The organism is Exiguobacterium sp. SH3S1, from assembly GCF_004337105.1.
GTDB classification, from domain to species: Bacteria; Bacillota; Bacilli; order Exiguobacteriales; family Exiguobacteriaceae; genus Exiguobacterium; species Exiguobacterium aurantiacum_A.
Genome location: NZ_SJUW01000002.1, coordinates 229,444 through 253,526, shown reverse-complemented (window position 1 = coordinate 253,526; position 24,083 = coordinate 229,444). Strand labels below are relative to the sequence as shown.

The 24,083-nt window shown below is 53.5% G+C and carries 22 protein-coding genes and 1 other RNA gene; 18 read left to right on the top strand and 5 right to left on the bottom strand.

Going from position 1 to position 24,083, the window contains the following annotated elements; translation table 11 throughout:
• Positions 1-17 precede the first annotated feature (17 nt).
• From EVJ26_RS04005 to EVJ26_RS03955, 11 genes are all read left to right on the top strand, one after another.
• The gene (locus EVJ26_RS04005) at positions 18-1,226 is read left to right on the top strand and encodes a glycosyltransferase family 4 protein (RefSeq protein WP_236635495.1); all 1,209 of its coding nucleotides are present in this window, start codon (positions 18-20) and stop codon (positions 1,224-1,226) included.
• Positions 1,223-2,560, top strand: a complete 1,338-nt coding sequence (locus tag EVJ26_RS04000; protein WP_201738328.1) for a glycosyltransferase — start codon at positions 1,223-1,225, stop codon at positions 2,558-2,560. Before EVJ26_RS04005 ends, EVJ26_RS04000 begins: the two co-directional genes overlap by 4 nt.
• A 55-nt stretch (positions 2,561-2,615) precedes the next feature.
• Positions 2,616-3,503 (top strand): YitT family protein, encoded by an 888-nt coding sequence (locus EVJ26_RS03995; protein ID WP_167615727.1) that lies wholly within the window; start codon positions 2,616-2,618, stop codon positions 3,501-3,503.
• Between the two features lie 73 nt (positions 3,504-3,576).
• A complete protein-coding gene (secG, locus tag EVJ26_RS03990; RefSeq protein WP_012726902.1) occupies positions 3,577-3,801 on the top strand; it encodes a preprotein translocase subunit SecG in 225 nt (74 codons plus the stop codon).
• A gap of 102 nt (positions 3,802-3,903) precedes the next feature.
• Positions 3,904-4,644, top strand: coding sequence for an alpha/beta hydrolase (locus EVJ26_RS03985; protein ID WP_131469811.1), 741 nt, complete (start codon positions 3,904-3,906; stop codon positions 4,642-4,644).
• A gap of 16 nt (positions 4,645-4,660) precedes the next feature.
• Positions 4,661-7,075, top strand: a complete 2,415-nt coding sequence (gene rnr / locus EVJ26_RS03980; RefSeq protein WP_131469809.1) for a ribonuclease R — start codon at positions 4,661-4,663, stop codon at positions 7,073-7,075.
• Positions 7,076-7,123: 48 nt separating this feature from the next.
• A complete protein-coding gene (gene smpB / locus EVJ26_RS03975; RefSeq protein WP_070328710.1) occupies positions 7,124-7,594 on the top strand; it encodes an SsrA-binding protein SmpB in 471 nt (156 codons plus the stop codon).
• Between the two features lie 49 nt (positions 7,595-7,643).
• Positions 7,644-7,999: a transfer-messenger RNA gene (gene ssrA, locus EVJ26_RS03970) on the top strand.
• Between the two features lie 127 nt (positions 8,000-8,126).
• On the top strand, positions 8,127-8,282 hold the full coding sequence (locus EVJ26_RS03965) for an alcohol dehydrogenase (protein WP_131469807.1): 156 nt from the start codon (positions 8,127-8,129) through the stop codon (positions 8,280-8,282).
• A gap of 332 nt (positions 8,283-8,614) precedes the next feature.
• Positions 8,615-9,328 carry a DUF6904 family protein gene (locus EVJ26_RS03960; RefSeq protein WP_131455864.1) on the top strand — a complete coding sequence of 238 codons (714 nt, stop codon included), beginning with the start codon at positions 8,615-8,617 and terminating at the stop codon, positions 9,326-9,328.
• A gap of 228 nt (positions 9,329-9,556) precedes the next feature.
• Positions 9,557-10,516 (top strand): HNH endonuclease signature motif containing protein, encoded by a 960-nt coding sequence (locus EVJ26_RS03955; protein ID WP_131455866.1) that lies wholly within the window; start codon positions 9,557-9,559, stop codon positions 10,514-10,516.
• A 52-nt stretch (positions 10,517-10,568) separates the two neighbouring features.
• On the opposite strand, the gene EVJ26_RS03950 is transcribed toward EVJ26_RS03955, so the two are convergent.
• Positions 10,569-10,760: a hypothetical protein gene (locus EVJ26_RS03950; protein WP_131455868.1), complete on the bottom strand. Its 192-nt coding sequence runs from the start codon at positions 10,758-10,760 to the stop codon at positions 10,569-10,571.
• A gap of 137 nt (positions 10,761-10,897) precedes the next feature.
• On the opposite strand from EVJ26_RS03950, the gene EVJ26_RS03945 reads away from it, so the two are divergent.
• Both EVJ26_RS03945 and EVJ26_RS03940 read left to right on the top strand, forming a co-directional pair.
• On the top strand, positions 10,898-12,307 hold the full coding sequence (locus EVJ26_RS03945) for an NAD-dependent epimerase/dehydratase family protein (protein WP_131469805.1): 1,410 nt from the start codon (positions 10,898-10,900) through the stop codon (positions 12,305-12,307).
• Between the two features lie 140 nt (positions 12,308-12,447).
• On the top strand, positions 12,448-14,004 hold the full coding sequence (locus tag EVJ26_RS03940; RefSeq protein WP_131469803.1) for a SulP family inorganic anion transporter: 1,557 nt from the start codon (positions 12,448-12,450) through the stop codon (positions 14,002-14,004).
• On the opposite strand, the gene EVJ26_RS03935 is transcribed toward EVJ26_RS03940, so the two are convergent.
• Both EVJ26_RS03935 and EVJ26_RS03930 read right to left on the bottom strand, forming a co-directional pair.
• The gene (locus EVJ26_RS03935) at positions 14,001-14,330 is read right to left on the bottom strand and encodes a YolD-like family protein (protein ID WP_131469801.1); all 330 of its coding nucleotides are present in this window, start codon (positions 14,328-14,330) and stop codon (positions 14,001-14,003) included. The two genes, EVJ26_RS03940 and EVJ26_RS03935, sit on opposite strands and share 4 nt — an antisense overlap.
• Positions 14,327-15,622, bottom strand: a complete 1,296-nt coding sequence (locus tag EVJ26_RS03930) for a Y-family DNA polymerase (RefSeq protein WP_131469799.1) — start codon at positions 15,620-15,622, stop codon at positions 14,327-14,329. Before EVJ26_RS03930 ends, EVJ26_RS03935 begins: the two co-directional genes overlap by 4 nt.
• Positions 15,623-15,875: 253 nt before the next feature.
• On the opposite strand from EVJ26_RS03930, the gene secA2 reads away from it, so the two are divergent.
• The 5 genes from secA2 to EVJ26_RS03905 all read left to right on the top strand — a co-directional run bounded on the left by secA2 (position 15,876) and on the right by EVJ26_RS03905 (position 22,535).
• Entirely contained in the window at positions 15,876-18,239 is a 2,364-nt protein-coding gene (secA2, locus tag EVJ26_RS03925) for an accessory Sec system translocase SecA2 (RefSeq protein ID WP_131455876.1), read from the top strand.
• Between the two features lies 1 nt (position 18,240).
• The gene (locus EVJ26_RS03920; protein ID WP_131469797.1) at positions 18,241-19,050 is read left to right on the top strand and encodes an SLAP domain-containing protein; all 810 of its coding nucleotides are present in this window, start codon (positions 18,241-18,243) and stop codon (positions 19,048-19,050) included.
• Between the two features lie 201 nt (positions 19,051-19,251).
• Positions 19,252-20,694, top strand: a complete 1,443-nt coding sequence (locus EVJ26_RS03915) for a carbon starvation CstA family protein (protein ID WP_131463961.1) — start codon at positions 19,252-19,254, stop codon at positions 20,692-20,694.
• Between the two features lie 94 nt (positions 20,695-20,788).
• On the top strand, positions 20,789-21,460 hold the full coding sequence (trhA, locus tag EVJ26_RS03910; RefSeq protein WP_070328723.1) for a PAQR family membrane homeostasis protein TrhA: 672 nt from the start codon (positions 20,789-20,791) through the stop codon (positions 21,458-21,460).
• Between the two features lie 157 nt (positions 21,461-21,617).
• Positions 21,618-22,535: a proline dehydrogenase family protein gene (locus tag EVJ26_RS03905; RefSeq protein WP_131463959.1), complete on the top strand. Its 918-nt coding sequence runs from the start codon at positions 21,618-21,620 to the stop codon at positions 22,533-22,535.
• A gap of 53 nt (positions 22,536-22,588) precedes the next feature.
• Here the strand turns inward: EVJ26_RS03905 and EVJ26_RS03900 are convergent, their stop codons facing one another.
• Positions 22,589-22,909 (bottom strand): hypothetical protein, encoded by a 321-nt coding sequence (locus tag EVJ26_RS03900; protein ID WP_131468261.1) that lies wholly within the window; start codon positions 22,907-22,909, stop codon positions 22,589-22,591.
• A gap of 225 nt (positions 22,910-23,134) precedes the next feature.
• Positions 23,135-24,037 (bottom strand): SDR family oxidoreductase, encoded by a 903-nt coding sequence (locus EVJ26_RS03895; RefSeq protein WP_131469795.1) that lies wholly within the window; start codon positions 24,035-24,037, stop codon positions 23,135-23,137.
• Positions 24,038-24,083 lie beyond the last annotated feature (46 nt).

Sequence of the window (24,083 nt, the reverse complement as noted above, 5' to 3'; positions counted from 1 at the left end):
TGTTATTTTTGAAAACAATGTTAATGGTGTGTCAAAACTATTATCCGGAGATCGGCAGCGCCGGCAACCGGATGCAAAATATTACGCATCTCATGAAAGAACGCGGCTACGAAGTCGAGGTCATCACGGCCGCGCCGTCGTATCCGAACTTCAACTTGTATAAAGACGACCGGTTCTGGAACGACGTGGAGCTGAACAACCAACCGTTCATCAAGCGGTTGATCACGAAACAGCGCAAGCATACGTCGAACATGTTGAGCCGGCTCGCCTTGTTTCTCGAACAGATGATTAAAGGTGTCGCCGCCGTCAGAGCACTCGATACGAAACCGGATGTCGTCTTCGCGACGACCCCGTCTTTTTTTATGGCGTTCGTCGGGGTGTATGCGAAGCGAAAACATGGCGTCCCGTTCGTACTTGACGTCCGTGACCTGTGGCCGGAGTCGGTCAAAGGTGTCGGTGTGTTCAAGTACGACTGGATGCTCACGCCCGCGTTTTGGTTCGAGAAGCGGCTCTACAAGTCGGCCGATGCGATCATCATCAACTCGGAAGGCTTCCGCAGCTATTTGCGCCAACGCGGTGTCGATAACGGCATGATCCACTATATGCCGAACTCGATCCGTGTGAGCGAGCGCAACTTGGAGCGGACCGTTCCCGAAGACGACCGGATGGAGATTTTATACGCCGGCAACATGGGGCTCGCCCAGGACGTGTCGCTGTTGCTTGAACTCGCGGAGCGGTTCCGCGACGAGCCGCGCGTCCACTTCAAGCTGATCGGTTACGGTTATCGGAAGAACGAATTGAAAAAAACGATTAAAGCCCGCGGGTTCAAGAACTTCCTCTTCCTCGAGGCGATGCCACGGACGGAGGCGTTCCAAGCGATCAAAAATGCCGACGTCGCGTTCGTCAGCCTGATCGACCAAGACGTGTTCGACACGGTCATCCCGGGTAAACTGATTGATTATATGGCGGTCGGCAAACCGATCGTCGCGGCGGTGTCAGGCCATGCGGCGAATGTCATCGAAGCGGCGGAAGTCGGCTACGTGTCACGGAAGCGTGATATCGATGAGATTGAACAGTCACTTCGGACATTGCTCGATCGCCCGGACCTGCGCGACAAGTTCGGGGCGAACGGCATCCGTTACGTGAAAGACAACCTGTGCTGGGAAAATAATATACACGTCCTCGACGACGTGATCGAAAAGTTATTGATGGAGGAACAACGATGAAGGTATGTATGTTTGTTTGGAACCACTTTACGAATGACGCCCGTGTCCTTCGCGAATGCTCGGCGCTCGCCGAGGCGGGGTACGAGGTCGACTTGATCGCCTTGCAAGACCCTAAAAACAAAGAGCTTCCGGCCGAAGAGATGCGCCCAGAAGGTTTCCGCGTCATCCGTGTGAAACGTCAACCGTCGATTCTCGTCAACGGGATGAAGGCGTTGAAATCAGTCCGGACGTGGGTGTCGGAGAAGAAGACGCGCCAACTCGGGGCCGGTCTCGTCGGGGCGGGATTAGTCATCCTCGCGCCACTGACGATGCTCGGTCTCGGCGCGGCAGCGGGTGCGATTTTGCTCCCGCCGGTCCGTAAAAACATCGTCAACGCGAGCGCGATGCTCGAGATGGTGTTCGCCTCGACGAAGAAGTCGTACGACTTCTATCACGCGAACGACTTGAACACATTGCCGCAGGCGTTGATCGCCGGCAAACTCGTCAATAAAGGCAAGATCGTCTACGACTCGCATGAGGTCCAGACCGACCGGACCGGTTACGGCTACATTCAAAGTAACCTTGAGGGCTGGTTGTTGCCATACGTCGATTCGATGATGGTCGAGAACCATACGCGTGCGGCGCACAACGAAGAGTTGTACGGTTTCTATCCGTACGTGCTCCATAACTATCCGTTCTACCGTCCGCTCGACTTCTCGCTCCGGAAAGACTTGCACGCCTTGCTCGATTTGCCAAAAGACGAGAAGATCTTGCTCTATCAAGGCGGCGTCCAAGCGGGACGCGGACTCGAACAACTCGTCTTGGCGGCGAAAGACTTTAAAGAAGGCACGCTTGTCATGATCGGCGATGGGAAACTGAAGCCGGTCATCAAACAGATGATCGAGGACGAAGGCGTCAGTGACCGCGTCAAGATGATTGATAAAGTACCGGTCGAGGCGTTACCGTACTACACGATGAACGCATATCTCGGTTTCCAAGTGTTGAACAACGTCTGCTTCAACCACTACTCGGCGTCATCGAACAAGCTGTTTGAATACTTGATGGCCGAAGTGCCGGTCGTGTCGTGTGACTTCCCTGAGATCGAACGTGTCGTCGCCGGCAACGACGTCGGTGTCGTCGTCGACTCACACGACCCACAATCGATCGCAGAAGGCGTCAACCGCCTGCTCGAAGATCAAGAACTTTACGCCCGTGTCAAAGAGAACACGAAGACGGCGCGTGAGAAATATAACTGGGATTTGGAAAAAGAGGCACTCTTGAACGTCTACGAAAACGTCGCAGACCGCAAGTTGCCGATTATGAAAGACGGTGCGCCAAAGCCAGTACAACGTTAAGACTGCGGCTTTTGCCGCGGTCTTTTTTATATGCAAAATGGAAAGGGGATTTTTTATGAAACGTCAGCAACAACATCTTTTGCGTCAACAAGTTTGGCAAAAACTCCAATCGATCTCATTGAAGGACATCGCCTGGATCATCGCCGGGTCGTTCATCCTCGCCTTCGGGGTCAACTACTTCACCGTCCCGAACGCCTTCTCGGAAGGCGGCCTGCTCGGGGTCACGATCATCTTGTACTACTTGTTCGGTTGGGACCTCGGTATCACGTCGATCATCGGGAACGGCCTGTTGTTCATCGTCGGCTATAAGTTGCTCGACCGCCGGACGATGGTCTATTCGGTCGTCGCCGTCGTCGCGACGTCGTTCTTCCTCAGCTTGACCCATAACTGGGGTAGCCCGGCCGAGGATAAACTGCTCGCGGCGATTTATGCCGGGATCTTGATCGGTGTCGGCATCGGCATGGTGCTCCGCGTCGGCGGGACGACCGGGGGCGGGGTCATCATCGCCCGGCTCATGGAACGCTATCTCCACATGAGCGTCGCCGTCTCGATGTTCATCATCGACGTCATCGTCGTCGGGGCGTCGGGCTTTTTCCTCGGGGAACAAGTCGTGCTCTATACGCTCATCGCCATCATCATCGGCTCGTGGGTCATCGACCTCGTCGCCGAAGGTTTGAACATCCGGAAAGCCGTCACGATCATCAGCGACAAGCACGAAGAGCTCGCCGCCGTCTTGACGGAGACGCTCGGCCGCTCAGCGACGATCATCCACGGTCACGGCCATTATTCGAAGCAAGATAAGAACATGTTGTACATGATCGTCGACAAGCGCCAAGTCGGTCCGCTCAAGAAAATCGTCGAAGTGACCGACCCGCGTGCGTTCGTCGTCATCCACCAAGTGAAAGAAGTGATCGGGGAAGGGTTCAGCTACCCATCCCGTTAATTTGAAAGCTGGCGTTTTTATCACAACTTCTATATAATAAGAAGCGTGTAAAAAGAAGGAGGAACTGACTATTATGCAAACGATCGCTACAATCAGCCTGCTCGTCGTGGCTGTTTTATTGATTGTCGTCGTACTGCTCATGTCAGGTCGGTCGCAAGGTCTTGGGGCGATTGCAGGTGGCGCGGAGCAGTTGTTCGGCCGCCAGAAAGCACGCGGCTTTGACGCTGTTTTGAACCGAACTGCAGCTGTACTAGGCACATTGTTTTTCATTTTAGGATTACTAGTCGCATCACTATGATGAAAGGCTGATCGTTCTCGGTTTTTACGTGAGGCGGTCAGCTTTTGTTTTTTTGCATTATTTTTTGGGAATAATGGAATGTATGAGGAGTTGACTTGGACGATGAAAGTGAGTGCACCGAAACCGTTCTTCTTCGAAGGCGGACCACGTGCCGTGTTAATGTTACATGGCTTTACAGGATCGAGCGCGGACGTCCGCATGCTCGGTCGTTTCCTACAAAAAGAAGGCTACACGTGCATGGGACCCCAGTACCGGGGACATGGCGTCCCACCAGAAGAGTTGCTCGAATTTGGACCGAACGACTGGTGGCAGGACGTCCAAGACGCCTACCAAACGTTGAAAGACAAAGGTTACGCCGAGATCGCCGTCTGCGGCCTATCGCTCGGTGGCGTCATGTCGCTCCGTCTCGCTTCAGAAGCGAGCGTCAAAGGTGTCGTGCCGATGTGCGCACCGACTGAAATCGATGCCGAGGACCGATTGTATAAAGGAGTCCAGGCGTACGCCCGAGAATATAAATCAAGGGAAGACAAATCGACCGAACAAATCGAGCGGGAGATGGCGGACTTCAAACCGATGCCGACACTCACCGATTTACGTGCGTTCGTCGAGGAGACGACGTCTCGGCTCGAAGATATCTTCGTACCGGCGCTCGTCATCCAAGGAGCGAAAGACCGCATGGTCGATCCTCAATCTGCACACGAGATCTACGAGGCGATCAACGCGTTCCAAAAAGAACTGCTCATGTACGAGCATTCGGGACACGTGATCACCCTCGACAAAGAAAAAGAGAAACTGCACCAGGACGTGCTCGATTTTCTCGAAACGTTGGACTGGTCAGTGTGAAAAAGGAGGTGTCACGTTGAATTTACGTGACCAACTACTAGAAATCATCCAGTCAAGCGACAAAGCGCTGACTGTGGACCAATTGACCGAGCGTCTCGCGCTCGAGTCGACGGATGCCTTTAAAGAGCTCATCCGCACCTTGAACGAACTTGAAGCGGAAGGCTTGATCGGCCGGACGCGGACGAACCGTTACGGCACGCTCGCCGTGCTCGGCCAAGCGGCCGGGATCATCTCGATCCACCAACGCGGCTTCGGCTTCTTGTCGGTCGAAGGCGAGACAGAAGACGTGTTCTTGCCACCGGACCAATTGAAAGACGTCTATCACGGCGATACGATCCTCGTCAAAAAACGCGAGGACAACCGCGGCAAGACAGAAGGCGTGTTGCTCAAAGTATTGAAGCGCGGCCTATCTGAATTTGTCGGGACGTACACGCTCCCGAGCGGTCGCCTCGACCAGTTCGCCTTCATTGAACCGGACGACAAACGCATCAACTTCTGGCCGATCGTCAACACAGACAAATCGCTCGGTGCCGTCGAAGGACACAAAGTCGTCGTCCGCATCACGAAGTATCCGGATGGACGTTTCGCCGGAGCGTGTGACGTCGTCCGTATCATCGGACATAAGAACGACCCTGGCGTCGACATCTTGTCGATCGTCTACAAGCACGGCATCCCTACGGAGTTCCCGGAAGACGTCATCGACCAGGCGAACGCCGTGCCGGAAGAGGCGGACGAGAAAGACTTCATCGGCCGTGTCGACCTGCGTAACGAGACGATCTTCACGATCGACGGCGAAGACGCCAAAGACTTGGACGATGCCGTCCACGTCAAGAAACTGAACAACGGCAACTATGAGCTCGGTGTCCACATCGCCGACGTGTCACACTACGTCAAGGAAGGCTCACCGCTCGACGTCGAGGCGTTCGAACGCGGGACGAGTGTGTATCTCGTCGACCGTGTCATCCCGATGTTGCCACACCGCTTGTCGAACGGGATCTGTTCGCTCAACCCGCACGTCAACCGCCTGACGCTAAGCTGTGTCATGGAGATCTCGCCGCAAAACGGGAAAGTCGTCAGTCATGAGCTGTTCCCGAGTGTCATCAAGACGACGGAGCGGATGACGTATACGAACGTCCGTGAGATCATCGAACGTGACGACGAGGAGACGCTCGCGCGCTACGAGCCGTACATCGGTGAATTCGACCTCATGGCCGAACTCGCGGAAGTACTTCGTGCACGCCGTAACTCGCGCGGTGCCATCAACTTCGACTTCGCCGAGGCGAAAGTCATCGTCGATACGGAAGGGAAAGCAGCCGATATCGTCTTGCGCCCACGCTCGGTCGCCGAGAAGTTGATCGAGGAGTTCATGCTCGCGGCCAACGAGACGGTCGCCGAACACTTCCACAAGATGGACGTCCCGTTCATCTACCGTGTGCACGATAACCCGAAATCAGACAAGCTCGATTTCTTCTTCGACTTCGTCGCCAACTTCGGCGTGCATATCGAACGCTTCAAAGGCCAAAAAGTCGAACCGAAGACGCTTCAGAAGATCTTGAAAGCGATCGAAGGGCAGCCGGAAGAGCCGGTCATCAGCACGATCATGTTGCGCTCGATGCAACAGGCGAAGTATGACGATGTCTCGCTCGGTCACTTCGGTCTTGCGACCGACTTCTATACGCACTTCACGTCGCCGATCCGTCGTTACCCTGACTTGATCGTCCACCGTCTCATGCGGACGTACGCCTTCAACCAGGACTTGTCGGACAAGACGATCGCCAAGTACGAGGAACGTCTCAGCTCGATCGCCGAACAGACGTCGAGACGCGAACGTCGCTCGGTCGACGCTGAACGGGAGACGCAAGCGCTCAAGAAAGCCGAGTACATGGAGTCACGTCTCGGTGAAGAGTTCGACGGTGTCGTCAGCGGCATCACGAACTTCGGGATGTTCATCGAGCTCCCGAACACGATCGAAGGGCTCGTCCGTCTTCAAACGATGGATGATTACTACCACTTCGACGAGTCACAGCTCATGTTGCTCGGCGAGCGGACGAAACGTCAGTTCCGGATCGGTGACTCGGTCCGGGTCAAAGTCGACGCCGTCAACCTAGACGAGCGCACGATCGACTTCACGGTCGTCGGCATGCCGAAACGGGAACAGACGCGTCGTCGTCAACCGACGACGATCAAAGCGACGGAAGGTCGTCCGAAGAAAGACGATAAGCGCGGTGGACGCGGCCGTGACGACAAACGTCCGAAACGCGGCAAGCCAGGCAAGCCTGGACAACCGGGAAAACCGGGCCAAGCGAGCAAGCCGAGTAAGCCAGGCGAGAAGCCGAAATCGTCACAAGGACGTTCGGCGCTCGATCTGAAGAAACAAGACGGTCAAAAACGAACAGGCGACGCGAAACGCGGAGCGAAGAAACGTCGCTGACGGGAGGGGGAGACCCCTTCCGTAATTTGATATAAAGGACTGAGTAATATGGCCAAGAAGAAAGATTCGAACGCGCTCGCGCAAAACCGAAAAGCGTCCTTCGATTATGCGATCGAAGATACAATTGAAGCCGGCATGGTGTTGACCGGGACCGAGATTAAATCGGTGCGCCAGTCGAAGATTAACATCGCTGACGCCTACGTCCGCTTTGACGGTGGCGAGGCGACGCTTCACAACTGTCATATCAGCCCGTTCGAGCAAGGGAACCGGTTCAATCACGAGCCGCTCCGTATCCGAAAGCTATTGTTGCATAAAAAACAAATCAACCAGCTCATCGGCGCACAAGGCCGGGACGGGTATACGATCATCCCGCTCAAAGTGTATCTCAAGAACGGCTTCGCTAAATGTCTCCTCGGCATCGGGCGCGGGAAGAAGAAGTATGACAAGCGCGATGACTTGAAGAAGAAAGACGCGAAGCGTGACGTCGACCGGGCACTCCGGGACCGGCAAAAATACTGACAGCGAGACCTGATTGTGGTATAGTAGTGATAGTACCAATTACCACCTCGGGGACGTTATGGATTCGACGGGGGTAGGTCGGTCGTATGTGGCGTGTCGAGGGGTCGGCCTCGTTAAAACGCAAACGCCTATAACTGGCAAAACTAACACACAACTCGCAGCAGCCTAAGTGCCCTGCGGATCCTGACATCCATCGCTTGTGTGGATGATTATCAGGGTCTCAAACTAAGCAAGCTACGCTTCAACCTCGCCGTCTGAGGGCGCGAAGAAGAGATGAATCAGACTGGATGCGACAACGCCTGTTTATCGGCAGTGTCACATTGAGATCCAATAGATAAACTACACACGTAGAAGCATGCGTTACGATGCCTTCGGACGCGGGTTCGACTCCCGCCGTCTCCATTTTTAAGCAGTCTACAGTGACTGGAATCAACGATTTTTACTGAAAACCTTCTAATTTCATTGAGATTAGAAGGTTTTTTGATTTTAACGGAGCACGTCAATCACAATGAAATGAAAGCAGGTGAATCAAATGGGAAAATATCAATTAGATCATAAAAGTAAAGTAGCTGCTGCCAAGTATCAAGACGGTAAAAAACCAGCTGTTTCGAATAAAAAAGAAAAACTTAATCAGATTCGAGAAGCATATTTGCAGAAGAAAAACGACAAGAAACAGTCTGGTGAATGATCAGAAAGTTTAGCTGACTTCAAGTGTTATGCTATAAGAAGTTGAAATAAAAGAAGAGGATCATTCGTGCGTATTTTTGCATGGGTGGCCCTCTTCTTGTTTCTCTTTTTACCCATCAGATTCGAAATGAACTAAACCTAGAATGATAGACACTTGATAAAAAGTATTTAGTTTAGCTTTTCATTTATTTAGAGTATTCATGCATAACCATTTAGGTTTTGAACTAATTGATTGAATAAATTATTTCAATATTCTTTGAATTCATTGCATGGTAAGCTAGTTCTATCGAGCTTTTCATAATACTTTTTTTACCTAGATAACGGAGGGATTGGATGTTACAGGCATCACACACACCTAATATGACTGGTGTTTTACTTTCGGGGGAACCAGAAGATTTTAGAATTCTATACGATTCATTACATAAGATTGTTGGAAATGTAGGCGATGAATTAGAGAATGAATCGGCAATTCGAATTTTAGGCGTTTGTTACGATATTAGACATACGTTTATGGGGAACCGTAATGCAACCTATATAGAACATGGATTTAGTGATGAGCAATTAGCCTTTTTATCGCTTGTAGGGCCAAAACAAAATTTGAATCTTGCATTTGAAACACTATGGCCAGAAATGCTTTACGTTGTCTTTTCATTAGAAACATTTATTAGAGATTATCAGAAAACTTCAAAGGCCACTATTTGGGATCCGCATGTTACACAGGCGCGTATTTTGCAATCTGCAATTTTTAAATTGGTGGAAGAAACGGTTACATCAAGACAGTTCACAAGCTTTAAAAAATGGATTACCGAAAATAGTGTAGAGAGTATTTTATTTACGCAATATATTGATTACTTAAACAGTAAGTGGAACGAGATGGATTTAGAGAAACGCAAAAAGAATTTTAATATTTTCGCGAAACGAACATGTCAGCTAACCCCAGATTATGAGCGCCAAAAAAGGCTGGTTATAGAAGCAGCAATCGAGCATAGGTGTCATCCTTCAGAAATTCATTTCCCATCTGAATTTTATAGTCATCTGGAGTGGTAAGTGCTATTTGAAATGATATTTTGTCAAATTAAGCATCAAATACCCTTCGCGAAAGCTTCGTGGCAGCTAAACTATTTGTCACGGTTTGTTCGAACTGTCACCGTATGTTGCATTGAGTGAGACCATGGTTATCGATTGAAAAGTTGTCATCTATTTTACAATACGATCCTTAAAACGAATTGAATCTGTTTATCTACAATTAGTTAGTTCTGAAAAGTGGTGAACATAATGGGCTGGAATTTAGAAATCGCTGAAGCGAAAAGCGAGTATTTAACAGAAACCGACTTATGGCGCTATACACAACAATTTCTCATGAACGCGACACATACGACGACGTACAAGCATATGCTCATGAAGGCGTTGCTCGAATGCACGACCGAATTAAGCGATTCCGGTGTGGTGACGTTCCAGCAAATTTCGAGGCATGTGACGAAGATGTATTGGAATTTGATTGTGACGAACGGGTTGCGACAAGTGAATCAAATTGGGAAATTGAGCTCGGTCGAAAAAACGATGCTCACGTTTCAAGCGACACACGAAATTCCGTCCACTTGGAACTTTGACCGCCTGCCGGATGAGCAGCAACAACAATTGACTCGGAACGTGAATCAGTTTTATAAGAAGTATGTGTATGGCTCGTTCTATACTGCGTTCGATGGGACCATCTATTCATTTAATCGGAAAGAAGAGTGGATCAAACTCGTGCCAAGCTATATCGTCTTTTTTGAAAAGTACAAGCGAGTATTGATGAACGTCACGAACTATCAACTCGCTGTCTTCTTAGAAAAATACAATACGCGCGAGGCGATGGAGCAGATTTTGAGTAAAATTGAGTTCGTCTCGGCACGAAAATCGCTCGATGAGTTTAAGCAAATCTTACTCAGCCACGGTCATCCCGTCTGTTTTTATTGCATGAAGCCGCTGAGACAGATTCATGTCGACCACTTTATCCCGTGGTCATACATGCAGAATGATGTATTATGGAACTTTGTCTTGGCATGCCCGAGTTGCAACACGAGTAAAAACAACCGAATGGCGAAAATTGATTATCTGTATGCGCTTGTGGAACGAAATCAGGAGTTGCGAGTGGCCGAGCAGATGAGCACGTATAAAGAGACCAAACTGATTCATCTGTATGACTATGCGGTCCAAAATGGGTTTGAAGCCAACTGGGCACCGAAAACATAAAACGAGTCGAACCTTCCTAAACAGGTTCGACTCGTTTACGTTTATTTGATCCTCACCACAAGTTGAATAGATCCGCAACAATCGCAGCACTTCCATCTTGGAACATGAACAAGCCGAGCGCGATCAACAGACCTCCGATGATGAGTGTGCCGAACCGCATGAGCGCGTTCGTGTTCTTTTTAAATAAACCGCGAATCACGAGCCATCCACCGATCAACAGCATCAAGAAATACCAAAAGCCCATAGCCAGTCCTCCTCTGCCTGTAGTTGAGTCTAGTTTACATAAATTTTCCAGTACATACTGTAGGGCGCGCGACTGATTTAATCTCAGCCTAAGACGGGTACATTACCTCTATGTGCAAATGAAGGGGAGTGACCACTATGCGAAAAACCATCGTCATCGCGGGCGCGAGCGGCTATATCGGCTCGAACGTGATGGAGCATTTAAAAGAAGAATATGACATTATCGCCTTGTCTCGCTCGACGAAAAACAAGGAAGACGAGGACCACATCACATGGCGGTCGTGCGACTTGTTCTCGTATGAACAGACGCGCGAGGCGTGCGAGGGAGCGGACTATGCGATGTTCCTCGTCCACTCGATGATCCCGGACGGCGGGTTGACGCAGGCGACGTTCGAAGACATGGACGCGCTCATCGCTGACAACTTCGCCCGGGCAATGAGCGCGAACGATATCGAGCAGATCGTCTATTTGAGCGGCATCATCCCGAAAGAGTCGAAGACGTTGTCGCGTCACTTGAAGAGCCGACTTGAAGTCGAACGCATCCTCGGCGGGCAAGGCGTGCCGGTGACGACGATCCGGGCTGGGCTCATCATCGGTCCGGAAGGCTCGTCGTTTCCGATTCTCGCGAAACTCGTCAAACGACTCCCGGTCATGATCCTCCCGAACTGGACGAAGACGGAGACACATCCAATTGATTTGCGAGAAGCGGTCCAAGCACTCATCTCGGTCGTCGGGGCCGAGTCGCTGTACGACCATCATATCGACATCGGTGGTCCGGAAGTGATGACGTATCGAAAGATGATCGAAGATACGGCTGACGTCATGGGTAAGCGTCGCGTCATGATCGACTTCCCGTTCCCGACGATCAAGCTGTCACGGCTTTGGGTCATGGCTGTCACCGGTGAGCCGAAAGACACCGTCTATCCGCTCGTCGAGAGCATGGATCACGCCATGGTCGCCAAAGACACGGACGGCGTCAAGCAAGGTGAGATCCCGTTCAAGGAAGCGGTCGAACACGCGCTCGAGGAAGAAGAGAAGCAGAAGTCGGCCGGCAAGACGAAAAAAGCGCCACAACAGTATACGGTCCGCTCGATCCAACGCTTCGGTCTGCCGGACGACAAGTCGGCTGCCTGGATGGCCGACGAATATTTCGAATGGCTCGGGCGGATCGCGTATCCGCTCATCCAGACGACGAAAGAACAGGATGATTGGGAGATCGCGCTTTTGCGCCCATCACTCGTCGCACTCCATCTGTCGCTTGAAGATGCGGCGACGGACGACATGGCATCGTTCGAGATCGACGGGGGACTGTTCGCGAAGCTGACCGAGGACGATAAAACCGGCCGCCTCGAGTTCAGGCGGCTCCCGGACTCGAACGAGGGGCTTATCGCCATCCATGAGTTCGTGCCGGCCATGCCGTGGTGGTTCTATACGAAGACGCAGGCGAAAGCCCACCTCGTCGTCATGTGGCTATTCGGCCGCCACGTTCGCTTGCTTGGGGAAGATGCGGACGAGGGTGACCAAGTCGTCGAAGCACCGACGAATTAACGAAGACGTGTCCATCGCGTGATGGATACGTCTTTTTGGTTTGTCGATTATGTAAACGTTTCTTCTGTGACGTTTACAAGAAGTGGTGACAGGCGTACACTGAACTTGTTTTCGAACTAATGGAAAGAAGGAATGCAAGAATGGACAACTTCATGACAACACGAGAGGCGTGGCAAAAAGACATCTCGGCCGGGATCACCGTCGGGGTCGTCGCCGTGCCGCTCGCGATGGCGTTCGCGATCGCCTCGGGCGTCGGACCGGTGTACGGGCTCTATACGGCCATCATCGCCGGCATCCTCGTCAGCCTGTTCGGCGGCTCGACGTTCCAAATCGCCGGACCGACCGGCGCTTTCATCCCGATCGTCTCGGGCGTCATGCTGGCGCATGGCTACGAAGGGCTGCTCGTGACGACGTTTCTCGCCGGGATTTTGCTGTTCCTCATGAGCGTGCTCCGCGTCGGCCGGCTCATCCGCTTCATGCCGCGCGCCGTAACGATCGGCTTCACGGCGGGGATCGCCGTCGTCATCTTCGTCGACCAGCTCGATGAACTGTTCGGCATCACGTTCGAGAAGGCGCCGCACTTCCATGAGAACGTCCTAAAACTCGTCACGTCACTCCCCGAGGCGAGTCTTTGGCCTGTTTTCATTGCCGCCATCGGTTTTCTGACGCTCTGGCTCGTCCCGAAACTGCCGGTCCGGTTGCCGCTCTTGCTCATGGCGATGCTCGTGCCAACGTTTATCAGCCTCGTCATCCCAGGGGAGGTCGCGACGATCGGCAGCGCCTACGGTGGCATCCCGAGCGGACTGCCTGACTTCAACTGGCTCACGATCGACCTCGACTTGATCGCGACGCTGCTCCCATCGGCGTTCGCCATCGCCTTCCTCGGGGCGCTCGAGTCGCTGTTGTCAGGTGCGGTCGCGGACGGCATGGCCGGCACGAAGATGAACCCGGACAAGGAACTGTTCGGGCAAGGGCTCGCCAACGTCGTCGTCCCGTTCTTCGGCGGCATCCCGGCGACAGGTGCGATCGCCCGGACGGCGACGAACATCCAAGCAGGGGCCGTCAGCCGCCGCTCCGGTGTCATCCACGGGTTGACGGTGCTCCTCGCCGTACTCGTGTTGGCACCGCTCGCGAGCTACGTCCCGCTCGCCGCCCTCGCGCCGATCTTGATGCGCGTCGCCTGGAACATGTCGGAGCGGCACCACGTCTTCGAGATGCTCAAACATCGCTCCGCCGAGTCACTCGTCTTGCTTGTCACGCTCGGCCTGACCGTCTTCGTCGACCTCGTCGTCGCCGTCGAGGTCGGGGTCATCTGTGCGCTCGCCTTGTTCGCGAAACGGATGGCCGATACGATCGACGTCCGCGAACAGACGGAACGTTACGTGACGCGCGACGGCCAAGTCGTCTTCAGCGTCGAAGGGCCGCTCTTCTTCGGGGCGATCGAGATGTTCGAGCACGTCCTGCAACAGATCCATAACGAGCCCAACGTGTTCATCTTCAACTTCCATCGCTGTCCGGTCATCGATGTGACGGCGGTCGAAGAAGTCCGCCGGGTCGTCCGGGAACTGAAAGCGGCGGATCGTCGTGTCGTCTTCGCCCACTTATCGGAACCCGTGCGGCAGACGCTCGACCATTACGGCGTCCTTGACGGGATTGCGACGTTCGAGACGACGCAAGACGCGATTGACGCGTCTTAACGGACCGACAGGATGTGGCCGAACGGGATGCGGCGCACGTCCGTGTCGAACAGTTCGACTTCGCGTTCGGCGTAATAGATGGCATGAACGTAGCCACGCATAGAGCGGGCGAGACCATCCTCGAACAACGTCAGTTCGACTTGATCGCCTTCCCGGATGGCCCGTTCGAGTTCGGTCTGCCACAGATAAAGGAGTTGCTCGTCGATGTCGGGCAGCTCGATCTTTTGGACGTGGGCGTAATATTTTTTGAGCAGCGCCACGTGTTCGGGCATGAGAAACGGGATCCACTTCAATTCACCGCGGTCTTTGTAGCGGGTTTGGCTCATGACGGTTCACCTCCTTGTTTATGTCCGCCGATCAGGCGTTGCCGCGTGCGGAGCGGACTGTCTTTCAGTAGACTCGATGCCGGACGGATCGTGCCGCGGCCGAAGCGGACGTTCAATTGATCGACGAGGTCTAAAAAGTCGAACCGACGGGCCCGGGCCCATTCGTCCTCGAACAACGACAGCTGGATGTGGTCGCTCCGGGGCTCGAGCTTGCCGAGGGCGACCGAGACGTAACGGACCGCCTCCGTCTCGTCCCACGCCTCAAGAAACAGTTGGAACAGGACCGGCAAAAACTCACGCTCGTCCGCTGTGAAGCGGGCGAGCTTTTTTTGTTTGCTGAAGCCGCGCCGCTCGCTCGTCCGAGTGTAGCGGACACCGAGATGGATGTTGCCGCCGACGAGTCCCGACTGCCGCGTCCGCATCCCGACCTCGACGGCGATCGCCTGCAAGACGAGTCGGATCGAACTTTCCGTCGTATAGTCTTTCATGAGCGTGATGCCGTGGCCGATCGTCCGGGGCCGTTGGCGTTTCGCCCCGAACAGCGAACTCGCCGGCAGGATCGTCGGCGACTCGTCGATGCCCCAGGCGTGGTGCCACAGCTCGGCGCCGATGACACCGAACTTATCGTGCAACACGTCGAGCGGATAACGGGCCAGGTCGCCGATTGTGTCGATGCCGAGCCGATGGAGATGGACCGCCATCTTCGCCCCGACGCCCCACATCTTCTCGATCGGCGCCGGATGGATCAATCGTTCGACGTCGTGGAGGGCACAACTGGCGACACCGGTCTTTTTGCCATGCAAGTCGAGGACGAGTTTGGCGAGGACGTTGTTCGGTCCGATCCCAATCGTGACCGGGACGCCGGTGTAGCGGAAGACGGTCGAGCGGATGAGGCGGGCGACGTGGTCATCGTTCCCGAACAAGCGCTCCGTCCCCGTCAAGTCGACGAGCGTCTCATCGACCGAGTAGACGCGGATCGCCTCAGGCGGTGCGAACTGGTGCAGGATGTGGACGATTTGCACCGATACGTTCAAGTAGTGGCTCATCCGGGCCTCGGCGTAGAGGACGTGCCGTCGTTCATGCCAAGGCAGGCGGTCGATGTGAAAGCGCCGGGAGCCGGTCTTGATGCCGAGCCGTTTCAGCGGCGGGGTCGCGGCGAGGACGAGGGCGCCGCTGTCCTGTAAGTTCGATAAGACGACGAGCTTCGCCTTGTACGGGTTCAAGTTACGGGCTGCGCACTCGCAGCTGGCATAAAATGAGACGCTGTCGACACAGAAGATCCGCCGGCGCATGATTCCATCTCCTTTTTACGAACAAATGTTCTGTTTTTCTTATCGTATCACGGTCTCAAACCGTCTCAAATAGAAAAATGAAAATAAACTTGTAAATATATTTTGAAATTTACCCAATTTTTATAGGAATTTCACAATTTAAAAACCATCTTTTAGGAAGTTTTCGTAAAAAAGTCTCCGAAATGAGCAAAATTTCGCTATAATAGACGGGTATGGATTTGACAATGACTGTGAACTAAATGGAGGCTACAACGTGATTCAGTTTGTAAAGCAATTGACGAATGACCAGAGCCGGCGCTTGAAAGGCTATCAGCGACGCGTCGACCGGATCAACCAATTAGAGACAACGATGCAGGCGCTCTCGGACGACGAGATGCGCACATATACCGAAACATTGAAAGCAAAAATCGCCGACGGCGCCAAAGTCGATGATGTCGCCGAAGAAGCGTTCGCCCTCGTCCGTGAGGCGGCGGTGCGTGTCTTAGGCATGCGTCACTATGACGTCCAGCTCATCGGCGGGTTCGCCCTCCTCGAAGGGAACATTTCCGAGATGCCGACCGGAGAAGGGAAAACGCTCGTCGCCGCGCTCCCGAGTTACGTCATAGCACTCGAAGGCAAAGGCGTCCACGTCATCACCGTCAACGAATATCTCGCGACGCGTGACGCGAAACAAATCGGGCAGATCCACGATTTCCTTGGTCTCTCGGTCGGGTTGAACGTTCCTGAGATGGAACAGAGCGACAAGCACGCTGCTTACCAGGCCGACATTACATACGGCGTCGGGACCGAGTTCGGGTTCGACTACTTGCGTGATCACTTGGTCGGGTCACCGGAAGAGCGCGTCCAGCGCCCGTTCCACTTCGCCATCATCGATGAAGTCGACAGCATCTTGATCGACGAGGCGAAGACGCCGCTCATCATCGCCCAAAAAGACCGCTCGCACATCCGCTTGAAGGAGTTGGCGCAACGTGTCGTCACCGAGCTCGACGAGGCGGACTACGAAGTCGACCTCGAATCGAAATCGACGGCGCTCACTGACTCCGGAATCTTGAAAATCGAAGACATGTTCGCGGTCGACAACTTGTTCAGCGCCGAGCATCAAGTGCTCTATCACTACCTCGTCCAAGCGCTCCGGGCGAACGTCTTGTTCGAACTCGACGTCGACTATATCGTCAAAGAAGACAAAATCGAGCTCATCGACTTGTTCACGGGACGGATCATGGAAGGACGCAGTCTGTCGGAAGGGCTTCATCAGGCGCTCGAGGCGAAAGAAGGCGTCACGATCACCGAGGAGAACAAGACGACGGCCGAGATCACGATTCAGCATTATTTCCGGATGTATCCGCTCATCGGCGGTATGACCGGGACGGCCCAGACGTCTCGCCAAGAGTTTTTGAAGACGTACAACATGGACGTCGTCCAAGTGCCGACGAACCGGCCGCGTTTGCGCGAAGACAACCCGGACCGTATCTTCATGACGGTCGACCAAAAGTATGCGGCCGTGACCGACAAAGTCGTCGAGCTGCATGAGACGGGACGCCCGGTGTTGATCGGCACGACGTCGATCGCCCAGTCCGAGGCCATCAGTAAGCACTTGTCGAAACAGCGGATTCAGCATGAGGTGTTGAACGCGAAGACGGTCACGCAAGAAGCGGACATCATCGCCGACGCCGGACGCTTCGGCAAAGTGACGATCGCGACGAACATGGCCGGTCGCGGGACCGATATCATGCTTGACGCGAAATCGAAAGAAGTGGGCGGCTTGTTCGTCATCGGGACGGAACGCCATGAGTCGCAACGTGTCGACAACCAGCTCCGCGGTCGTTCGGGACGTCAAGGCGATCCCGGCGCGACGCAGTTCTTCGTCTCGCTCGAAGATGAGATCGTCAAACGTTACGCGATCCAAAAACTGGAGCGGATCGAGAAGAAACTGAAGCCGGACGAACGTGGCGAAGTGTCCGCAAAAGACGCGGCTGACGTCATCGAGTACGCCCAGACGACGATCGAAGGACTCGGCGTCTCGATTCGGGACTACTTGTTCAAGCTCGACGACGTCTTGAACGAACAACGGAAAATCATCTACACGATCCGCGATCAGGCGGTCAACGCCGACGCTGCGGCGATCACGAACAACGTGCTCGGCATGATGCATCTCGCTTTAGCGAACAGTATCGACATGCACGTCTCGGACGAGCTCGTCCCAGAAGAGTGGCCGCTCGACGAGTTGAAGACAGACCTCGTCTACTTGACGACACGCGAGCCGGTCTGGTCAGATGAGATCGCCGACTCGTTGGAATTGAAGGCAGAGCTTGCGCCGTGGATCGACGACATCGTCAAAACGGCCGAGGCCCGTCTTCAAGCCGAGGAAGTCGTGACGTTCGTCAAAGAATCACTGTTACGGGCGTTGGACGGAAAATGGACGGACCACCTCACGACGATGAGCGGATTAAAAGAAGGCATCGGACTCCGCAGTTATGGTCAGGAAGACCCGAGTCGTCAGTTCGGTAAAGAAGGATTTGAGATCTTCGAACAGACGTATGTCAATATTGCCCGTGAAGTGACGACGGAAGTATGTCAGCTCGACCGCTATTTCGTCACGCAATTGGAGGAGGAGTAATATGTTAGGGTTTCGTAAACGTAAACAGATCGATACAGGGAAGACCGAGACAGGGCGTCAACTGACGCTCGTGATCGACAGCGACATGGGAATTCCGAAAGAAGACGAGTACATGTTCCGCTATCATGCGAAGCGGCTGCCGGCGCTCCTCGACAACCAACTGTCGATCGAGCTGTTGCACGCTGAAAACTTGATGGGCGGATTGTCGCTCGTCGCCTTGTTCCGGAACACGCTCCCGAGCTCGTTCGAAGTCAATGAATTGCCGGTTCTCCTCTTGAACAAAGACAACGTTCCGCTCGGGCGGAAAGTATTCAGCCGCGTCGACCTTCCGAGCTTCGAGCCGTGGACGAGCAAACCGGTCTATTTGGACTTTTTTGCAGATGAACTGTTCGGCGAGTTTGAAGCGGAAGAACTGACGTCGATGCGACTCGTCTTCCAAATGAATCCGATCGATCCGTTACAGATGCTTCTAGATGAGGAAGTCGAACAATTTTCGAACACGGCGTGGCAACAGCTCCGTCGGACGAACGTGTCGACACCGCCCGTCGGCGAGAATGAGTTCAATTTGATGCTCGTCTCGGTCGAAACAAGTGAGACGAACGTCACGGCGACGTTGCTTCTCCGTAACGGCTACGAGCATGAACTGAACGTTGAACAGTTACCGCTCGAACTCGTGAGCGGGGACGAGGCGATCGCGAACACGACGATTCGTTTGAGCGAGCCGGTCCAAGGCAAACACGCCTATCCGGTCTCGGTCGTCTTCGAAGACGTCACCGCGGACGGTCCGTTCACGGTCCGGATCAAACAATAAGCAGTACGATAGACGACCCGGCTCTCGATAAAAAGCCGGGTCTATTTTTGTGTCAAAAAAGTGAACGAAACCCCTTACGAAACGTTGGGAATTGCTGTATAATCAATCACGAAAGCGTTTACATTATATGCGTAAAACATCAGGATTCATTTTTCGGGGCCGATGGGGATCGGCTACACAGTTTAAAAGGGGACAGCACACATGATTACATTCTTTATCGCCTTAGCTATTTTAATTGTCGGGTACATCGTCTACGGCCGTTACGTCGAAAAGACGTTCGGTATCAAGGAAGAGCGGACGACGCCCGCCTATGCGTCGCAGGATGGCATCGACTACGTGCCGATGGGGAAAAAACGGAACTCGATGATCCAACTGTTGAACATCGCCGGCGTCGGTCCGATTTTCGGGCCGATCATGGGGGCGCTCTACGGTCCGGTCGCCTTCCTGTGGATCGTCTTCGGATCGATCTTCGCAGGTGCCGTGCACGACTACTTGACGGGGATGATCTCGCTCCGTAACAACGGGGCACACTTGCCGCAGCTCGCCGAGAAGTTCCTCGGCCGCTCGCTCCGCCATATCGTCAACGGGTTCGCCCTGTTACTGCTGCTCCTTGTCGGGACGGTGTTCGTCACGTCACCGAGTAACATGATCAACAACTTGTTCGACGGCAACGCGTCGACGCTCGTGTTCGTCGTCTTTGCGATTTTCGCTTATTACATCTTGGCGACGCTTCTCCCGGTCGACAAGATCATCGGCCGCATCTATCCGTTCTTCGGGGCGCTCCTCATGATCAGCGCCATCGGTATCGGGGTCAGCTTGTTCGTCCAAGGCTATCAAATCCCAGAGATGACATTGACGAACATGCACCCGGACGGCTTGCCAATCTGGCCACTCTTGTTCTTCACGATCTCGTGCGGCGCGCTCTCAGGCTTCCACGCGACGCAGTCGCCGATCATCTCGCGGACGACGATGAAAGAAAGTAATGGCCGCAGCATCTTCTACGGCATGATGATCGTCGAGGCCGTCATCGCCATGATCTGGGCCGGAGCGGCTATGGCCATCTTCGAGCCGGGTGAGTTGCTCGGCATGATTCAAGCGGGGACACCGGCGCTCGTCGTCCAAGAAGTGGCGACACTCATGCTCGGCAGCATCGGCGGCACGCTCGCCATCCTCGGCGTCATCGTCTTGCCGATCACGTCAGGCGATACGGCGTTCCGGAGTGCCCGGATGATCATCGCCGACTACTTGAAAGTCGCACAGAAGAACTTCTCGTCACGCCTTTGGATCGCACTCCCGTTGTTCGCGATCTCGTACGTGCTCACAAACATGGACTTCCAAATGCTTTGGCAGTACTTCAACTGGGCCAACCAGACGACAGCGGTCATCGCCTTGTTCGTTGGTGCGATGTACTTGTACATTAAAGGACGCAACCACTGGATCGCACTCATCCCGGGGACGTTCATGCTGTATGCGGTTTGGTTCTACATCCTCACAGCACCGATCGGTTTCAAGATGGATGGGGTCATTCCCTACGTCATCGCGACGATCGGTACGGTGACGCTACTCGTCTTGTTCCACATACGCGCACGGGCGATGCGGGCACAAAATATGGAATGTGACGTTCCGGTGAAGGAAGTCGCATAATCAAGGACACGGGTTTTTACAGACCCGTGTTTTTATTTGCAACAAAATTGGGGAATATCCATAATAGAGGCAAGGAAAGAAAGGTGGGACCCGAATGGATCAAGAGAAACTAAAAGACATGCTCCATGCCGATACGCTCGGCGAAGAAATCGCGAGCGCCGTCACGCACGGACTAGGGGTCATCTTCAGCATCGTCGCTCTCGTCCTGCTCGTCACGACCGCGACTGAGACCGGTAGCACAGGCAACGTCATCGCGGTGAGCGTGTTCGGGGTATCGATGATCTTGTTGTACTTGTTCTCGACGCTCATGCATGCGATCCCGCATCCACGGGCGAAGCGGGTGCTCCAAGTGTTCGACCACGCTGGGATTTACTTATTGATTGCCGGGAGCTACACGCCGTTCGCACTCGTGTCGCTTCAGGGAACGCTCGGATGGGTGTTATTCGGCATCGTTTGGGGCGTCGCCATCTTAGGCATCGTCTGGAAAATGTATTCGACCGGGAAGTACATGTGGGTATCGAACGTGACGTACCTTGGGCTCGGGTGGATTTGTATCATCGTGATCCGTCCGCTCTACGAGTCGCTCGGGCATCAAGGGTTCATGTTGCTGCTTGCTGGTGGGCTCGCTTATTCGGTCGGGATCGTGTTTTACGTCTGGCAGAAACTGCCGTTCAATCATGCGATTTGGCACTTGTTCGTGCTCGCCGGGAGCGTGTTCGTCTTCCTCAGTATTTTGCTCTACGTCGCACCGAATACAGGCCTGTGAACCAGACGTCCGTGAGGGCGTCTGCTTTTTTATAAACTTGGCCAATGAAGTGTTGGAAACGGTTACAAAACTAAAGACGAATTGACGTTTGTATGTCATAATAATTTCAGACATCGTCATAGAGATAGATGAGTGTAAACGCAAGGGGGAAAATCTGATGGAAAAAGTGTTACGTGATGGCTTTATTTACATGTCTCAAAACAAAGCACTCAACAGTTTGGCTAAAAAGTACGGGCTTCGGTTCGGGGCGTCACGATTTGTGGCGGGAGAAGATTTCAAGACGTCGGTGCCGACGATTCGCGAACTGAACGCGAAAGGGCTATCGGTCACGGTCGACCATCTAGGGGAATTCATTAACACGGTCGAAGAAGCGAACCAAAACCGTGACGAGATCATCCGTGCCATCGAGATCATGGCCGAAGAGAAACTCGACGCCTATATGTCGCTCAAGCTCACGTCACTCGGATTCGATATTTCGGACAAGTTGATCGAGGACAATATGCGCCAGATCTTGACGACGGCTAAGTCGGTCGGCGTCTTCGTCGCCATCGATATGGAAGACGAGTCGCGCTGCGAGAAGACACTCGACTTGTTCAAGAAGTTGAAAGCGGACTTTGACGGACTCGGGACGGTCATCCAATCGTACTTGTATCGTTCGGAAGATGACATCAATCATCTCGCGCTGATCAAGCCGAACCTCCGTATCGTCAAAGGGGCTTACAAAGAGCCGGCGACGGTCGCTTTCCCGGAGAAAGAAGACGTCGACCACAACTACTTGAAGCTCGTCAAACTCCATCTTGCGAACGGGAATTACGCCTCTATCGCGACCCATGACGACCATATGATCGATGCCATCATCGAGCATGTGAAACTGAACAACATCCCACTCGACCAGTTCGAGTTCCAAATGCTGTACGGCATCCGGGTCGAGCGTCAACTCGAGCTCGTCCGCCAAGGCTATAAAGTCCGGGTCTACGTGCCGTACGGCCGTGACTGGTACGGTTACTTCATGCGCCGCCTCGCCGAACGTCCGGCCAACGTCGCGTTCGTGTTAAAAGGAATGGTCAAGAAATGAGAGAAGCACGAACGTCCGTTGTGGGCGTTCGTGCTTTTTTGATGTGTTCGATATTATTTGATGACATCGATTCGTTCGGCCTTTCCTACAGTGGAGGTGTCTTCGGTGATGGATTCGTCTAACCAAACGTTGACCTCGAGCGGACTGTGCAGTCGTTCAATCTCGTCATTCAAACCGGATACATCGACCCAAATTTGACCGCGGTCTTGATCTTCGACTAAAATCATCGTCTCTTCAGTATTTACGTCTACAATTTTCCCTTGAACATCGACCTCGCTATAATCGGTTGAACAGCCTGCGACTACACTGAGACAGAGAAAGGCTACAAGGAGAGAAGTAATACGTCCTTTAAAAAACGGCATATCATTATCCATGAATTGATTCTCCTTAGGATTTCGAGTGACTTCCATCCAAACTTGTTTATCATTAGTATACTTGTTCGATGCCATCGATATTCAGAATCTTTTCATGGAGAGGGAAATGCGTCCTTGGCGTCCAGACTCATGCAAAGCAATCCGACGAAAGGACGCAAGAAACGCGCGCAAAGTATGACACGCACACAAAAAAGACTCAGCTGTGAACTGAGCCTTCCGAAACACTTATCCGTTAATGACGGTACCGCCGTTGACGTGCATGACCTGCCCACTGACGTACGTCGAGTCATCGCTTGCGAGATAGACGTAAGCCGGGGCGAGCTCTGCCGGTTGACCCACACGCTTCATCTCAGAAGAGTCACCGAACGTGGCGACTTTCTCAGCCGAGAACGTAGCCGGGATGAGCGGTGTCCAAATCGGGCCAGGGGCGACGCCGTTGACACGGATTTTCTTCTCGGCCAAGTTTTTGGCGAGCGAACGCGTGAACGATGTGATCGCGCCTTTCGTCGACGCATAGTCGATCAACTGGTCGTTGCCTTCATACGCCGTGATCGACGTCGTGTTGATGATGCTCGCGCCTTCGTTCAAGTACGGGAGCGCCGCTTTCGTCAAATAGAACATGCTGAAGATGTTCGTCCGGAACGTCCGCTCGAGCTGGTCGTCCGAGATGTCGAGGAGCGACTCTTGCGGATGCTGCTCGGCGGCGTTGTTGACGAGAATGTCCAAGTGGCCGAACGTCTCGAGCGTCTGCTTGACGACGTCTTGGCAGAACGCCGAATCACCGAGATCACCTTGCAGCAACAGGCACGCTTGACCGAGTTCTTCGATCCGTTCCTTCGTCGCTTCAGCGTCCTCGAGCTCGTTTTGGTCTTTATAGACGATGACCGAGTTTGCGCCTTCGTGGGCGAAGAAGATGGCGACCGATTTCCCGATCCCCGAGTCACCGCCCGTGATGATGGCGACTTTGTCTTTTAACTTGTCGCTTCCTTTATAGCCTTCACGCTCATAGATCGGGAACGGCTCCATCTTCGAATCGATTCCCGGTTGATGGGCCTGCGCTTGTCCGTCCTTCTTGAACGTTTCAAAATCCTTGCGGCTGCCGATTGTATTTAAACGATTATCACTCATATTGTTTCGTCCCCTTTCAAAATTGACTCAATGTGTCTATACCACA

Excerpts from the sequence above, each read along its gene's own strand:
- EVJ26_RS04005 (WP_236635495.1), top strand. The coding sequence starts at position 18 with ATGTTAATGGTGTGTCAAAACTATTATCCGGAGATCGGCAGCGCCGGC.
- EVJ26_RS03930 (WP_131469799.1), bottom strand. The coding sequence starts at position 15,622 with ATGCGCCGGCGGATCTTCTGTGTCGACAGCGTCTCATTTTATGCCAGC.
- EVJ26_RS04000 (WP_201738328.1), top strand. The coding sequence starts at position 1,223 with ATGAAGGTATGTATGTTTGTTTGGAACCACTTTACGAATGACGCCCGT.
- EVJ26_RS03905 (WP_131463959.1), top strand. The coding sequence starts at position 21,618 with ATGGAAAAAGTGTTACGTGATGGCTTTATTTACATGTCTCAAAACAAA.
- smpB (WP_070328710.1), top strand. The coding sequence starts at position 7,124 with ATGGCCAAGAAGAAAGATTCGAACGCGCTCGCGCAAAACCGAAAAGCG.
- EVJ26_RS03915 (WP_131463961.1), top strand. The coding sequence starts at position 19,252 with ATGATTACATTCTTTATCGCCTTAGCTATTTTAATTGTCGGGTACATC.
- EVJ26_RS03945 (WP_131469805.1), top strand. The coding sequence starts at position 10,898 with ATGCGAAAAACCATCGTCATCGCGGGCGCGAGCGGCTATATCGGCTCG.
- trhA (WP_070328723.1), top strand. The coding sequence starts at position 20,789 with ATGGATCAAGAGAAACTAAAAGACATGCTCCATGCCGATACGCTCGGC.
- EVJ26_RS03895 (WP_131469795.1), bottom strand. The coding sequence starts at position 24,037 with ATGAGTGATAATCGTTTAAATACAATCGGCAGCCGCAAGGATTTTGAA.
- EVJ26_RS03960 (WP_131455864.1), top strand. The coding sequence starts at position 8,615 with ATGTTACAGGCATCACACACACCTAATATGACTGGTGTTTTACTTTCG.
- EVJ26_RS03900 (WP_131468261.1), bottom strand. The coding sequence starts at position 22,909 with ATGGATAATGATATGCCGTTTTTTAAAGGACGTATTACTTCTCTCCTT.
- EVJ26_RS03950 (WP_131455868.1), bottom strand. The coding sequence starts at position 10,760 with ATGGGCTTTTGGTATTTCTTGATGCTGTTGATCGGTGGATGGCTCGTG.
- EVJ26_RS03965 (WP_131469807.1), top strand. The coding sequence starts at position 8,127 with ATGGGAAAATATCAATTAGATCATAAAAGTAAAGTAGCTGCTGCCAAG.
- secG (WP_012726902.1), top strand. The coding sequence starts at position 3,577 with ATGCAAACGATCGCTACAATCAGCCTGCTCGTCGTGGCTGTTTTATTG.
- EVJ26_RS03935 (WP_131469801.1), bottom strand. The coding sequence starts at position 14,330 with ATGAGCCAAACCCGCTACAAAGACCGCGGTGAATTGAAGTGGATCCCG.
- EVJ26_RS03995 (WP_167615727.1), top strand. The coding sequence starts at position 2,616 with ATGAAACGTCAGCAACAACATCTTTTGCGTCAACAAGTTTGGCAAAAA.
- EVJ26_RS03920 (WP_131469797.1), top strand. The coding sequence starts at position 18,241 with ATGTTAGGGTTTCGTAAACGTAAACAGATCGATACAGGGAAGACCGAG.
- EVJ26_RS03955 (WP_131455866.1), top strand. The coding sequence starts at position 9,557 with ATGGGCTGGAATTTAGAAATCGCTGAAGCGAAAAGCGAGTATTTAACA.
- EVJ26_RS03940 (WP_131469803.1), top strand. The coding sequence starts at position 12,448 with ATGGACAACTTCATGACAACACGAGAGGCGTGGCAAAAAGACATCTCG.
- EVJ26_RS03985 (WP_131469811.1), top strand. The coding sequence starts at position 3,904 with ATGAAAGTGAGTGCACCGAAACCGTTCTTCTTCGAAGGCGGACCACGT.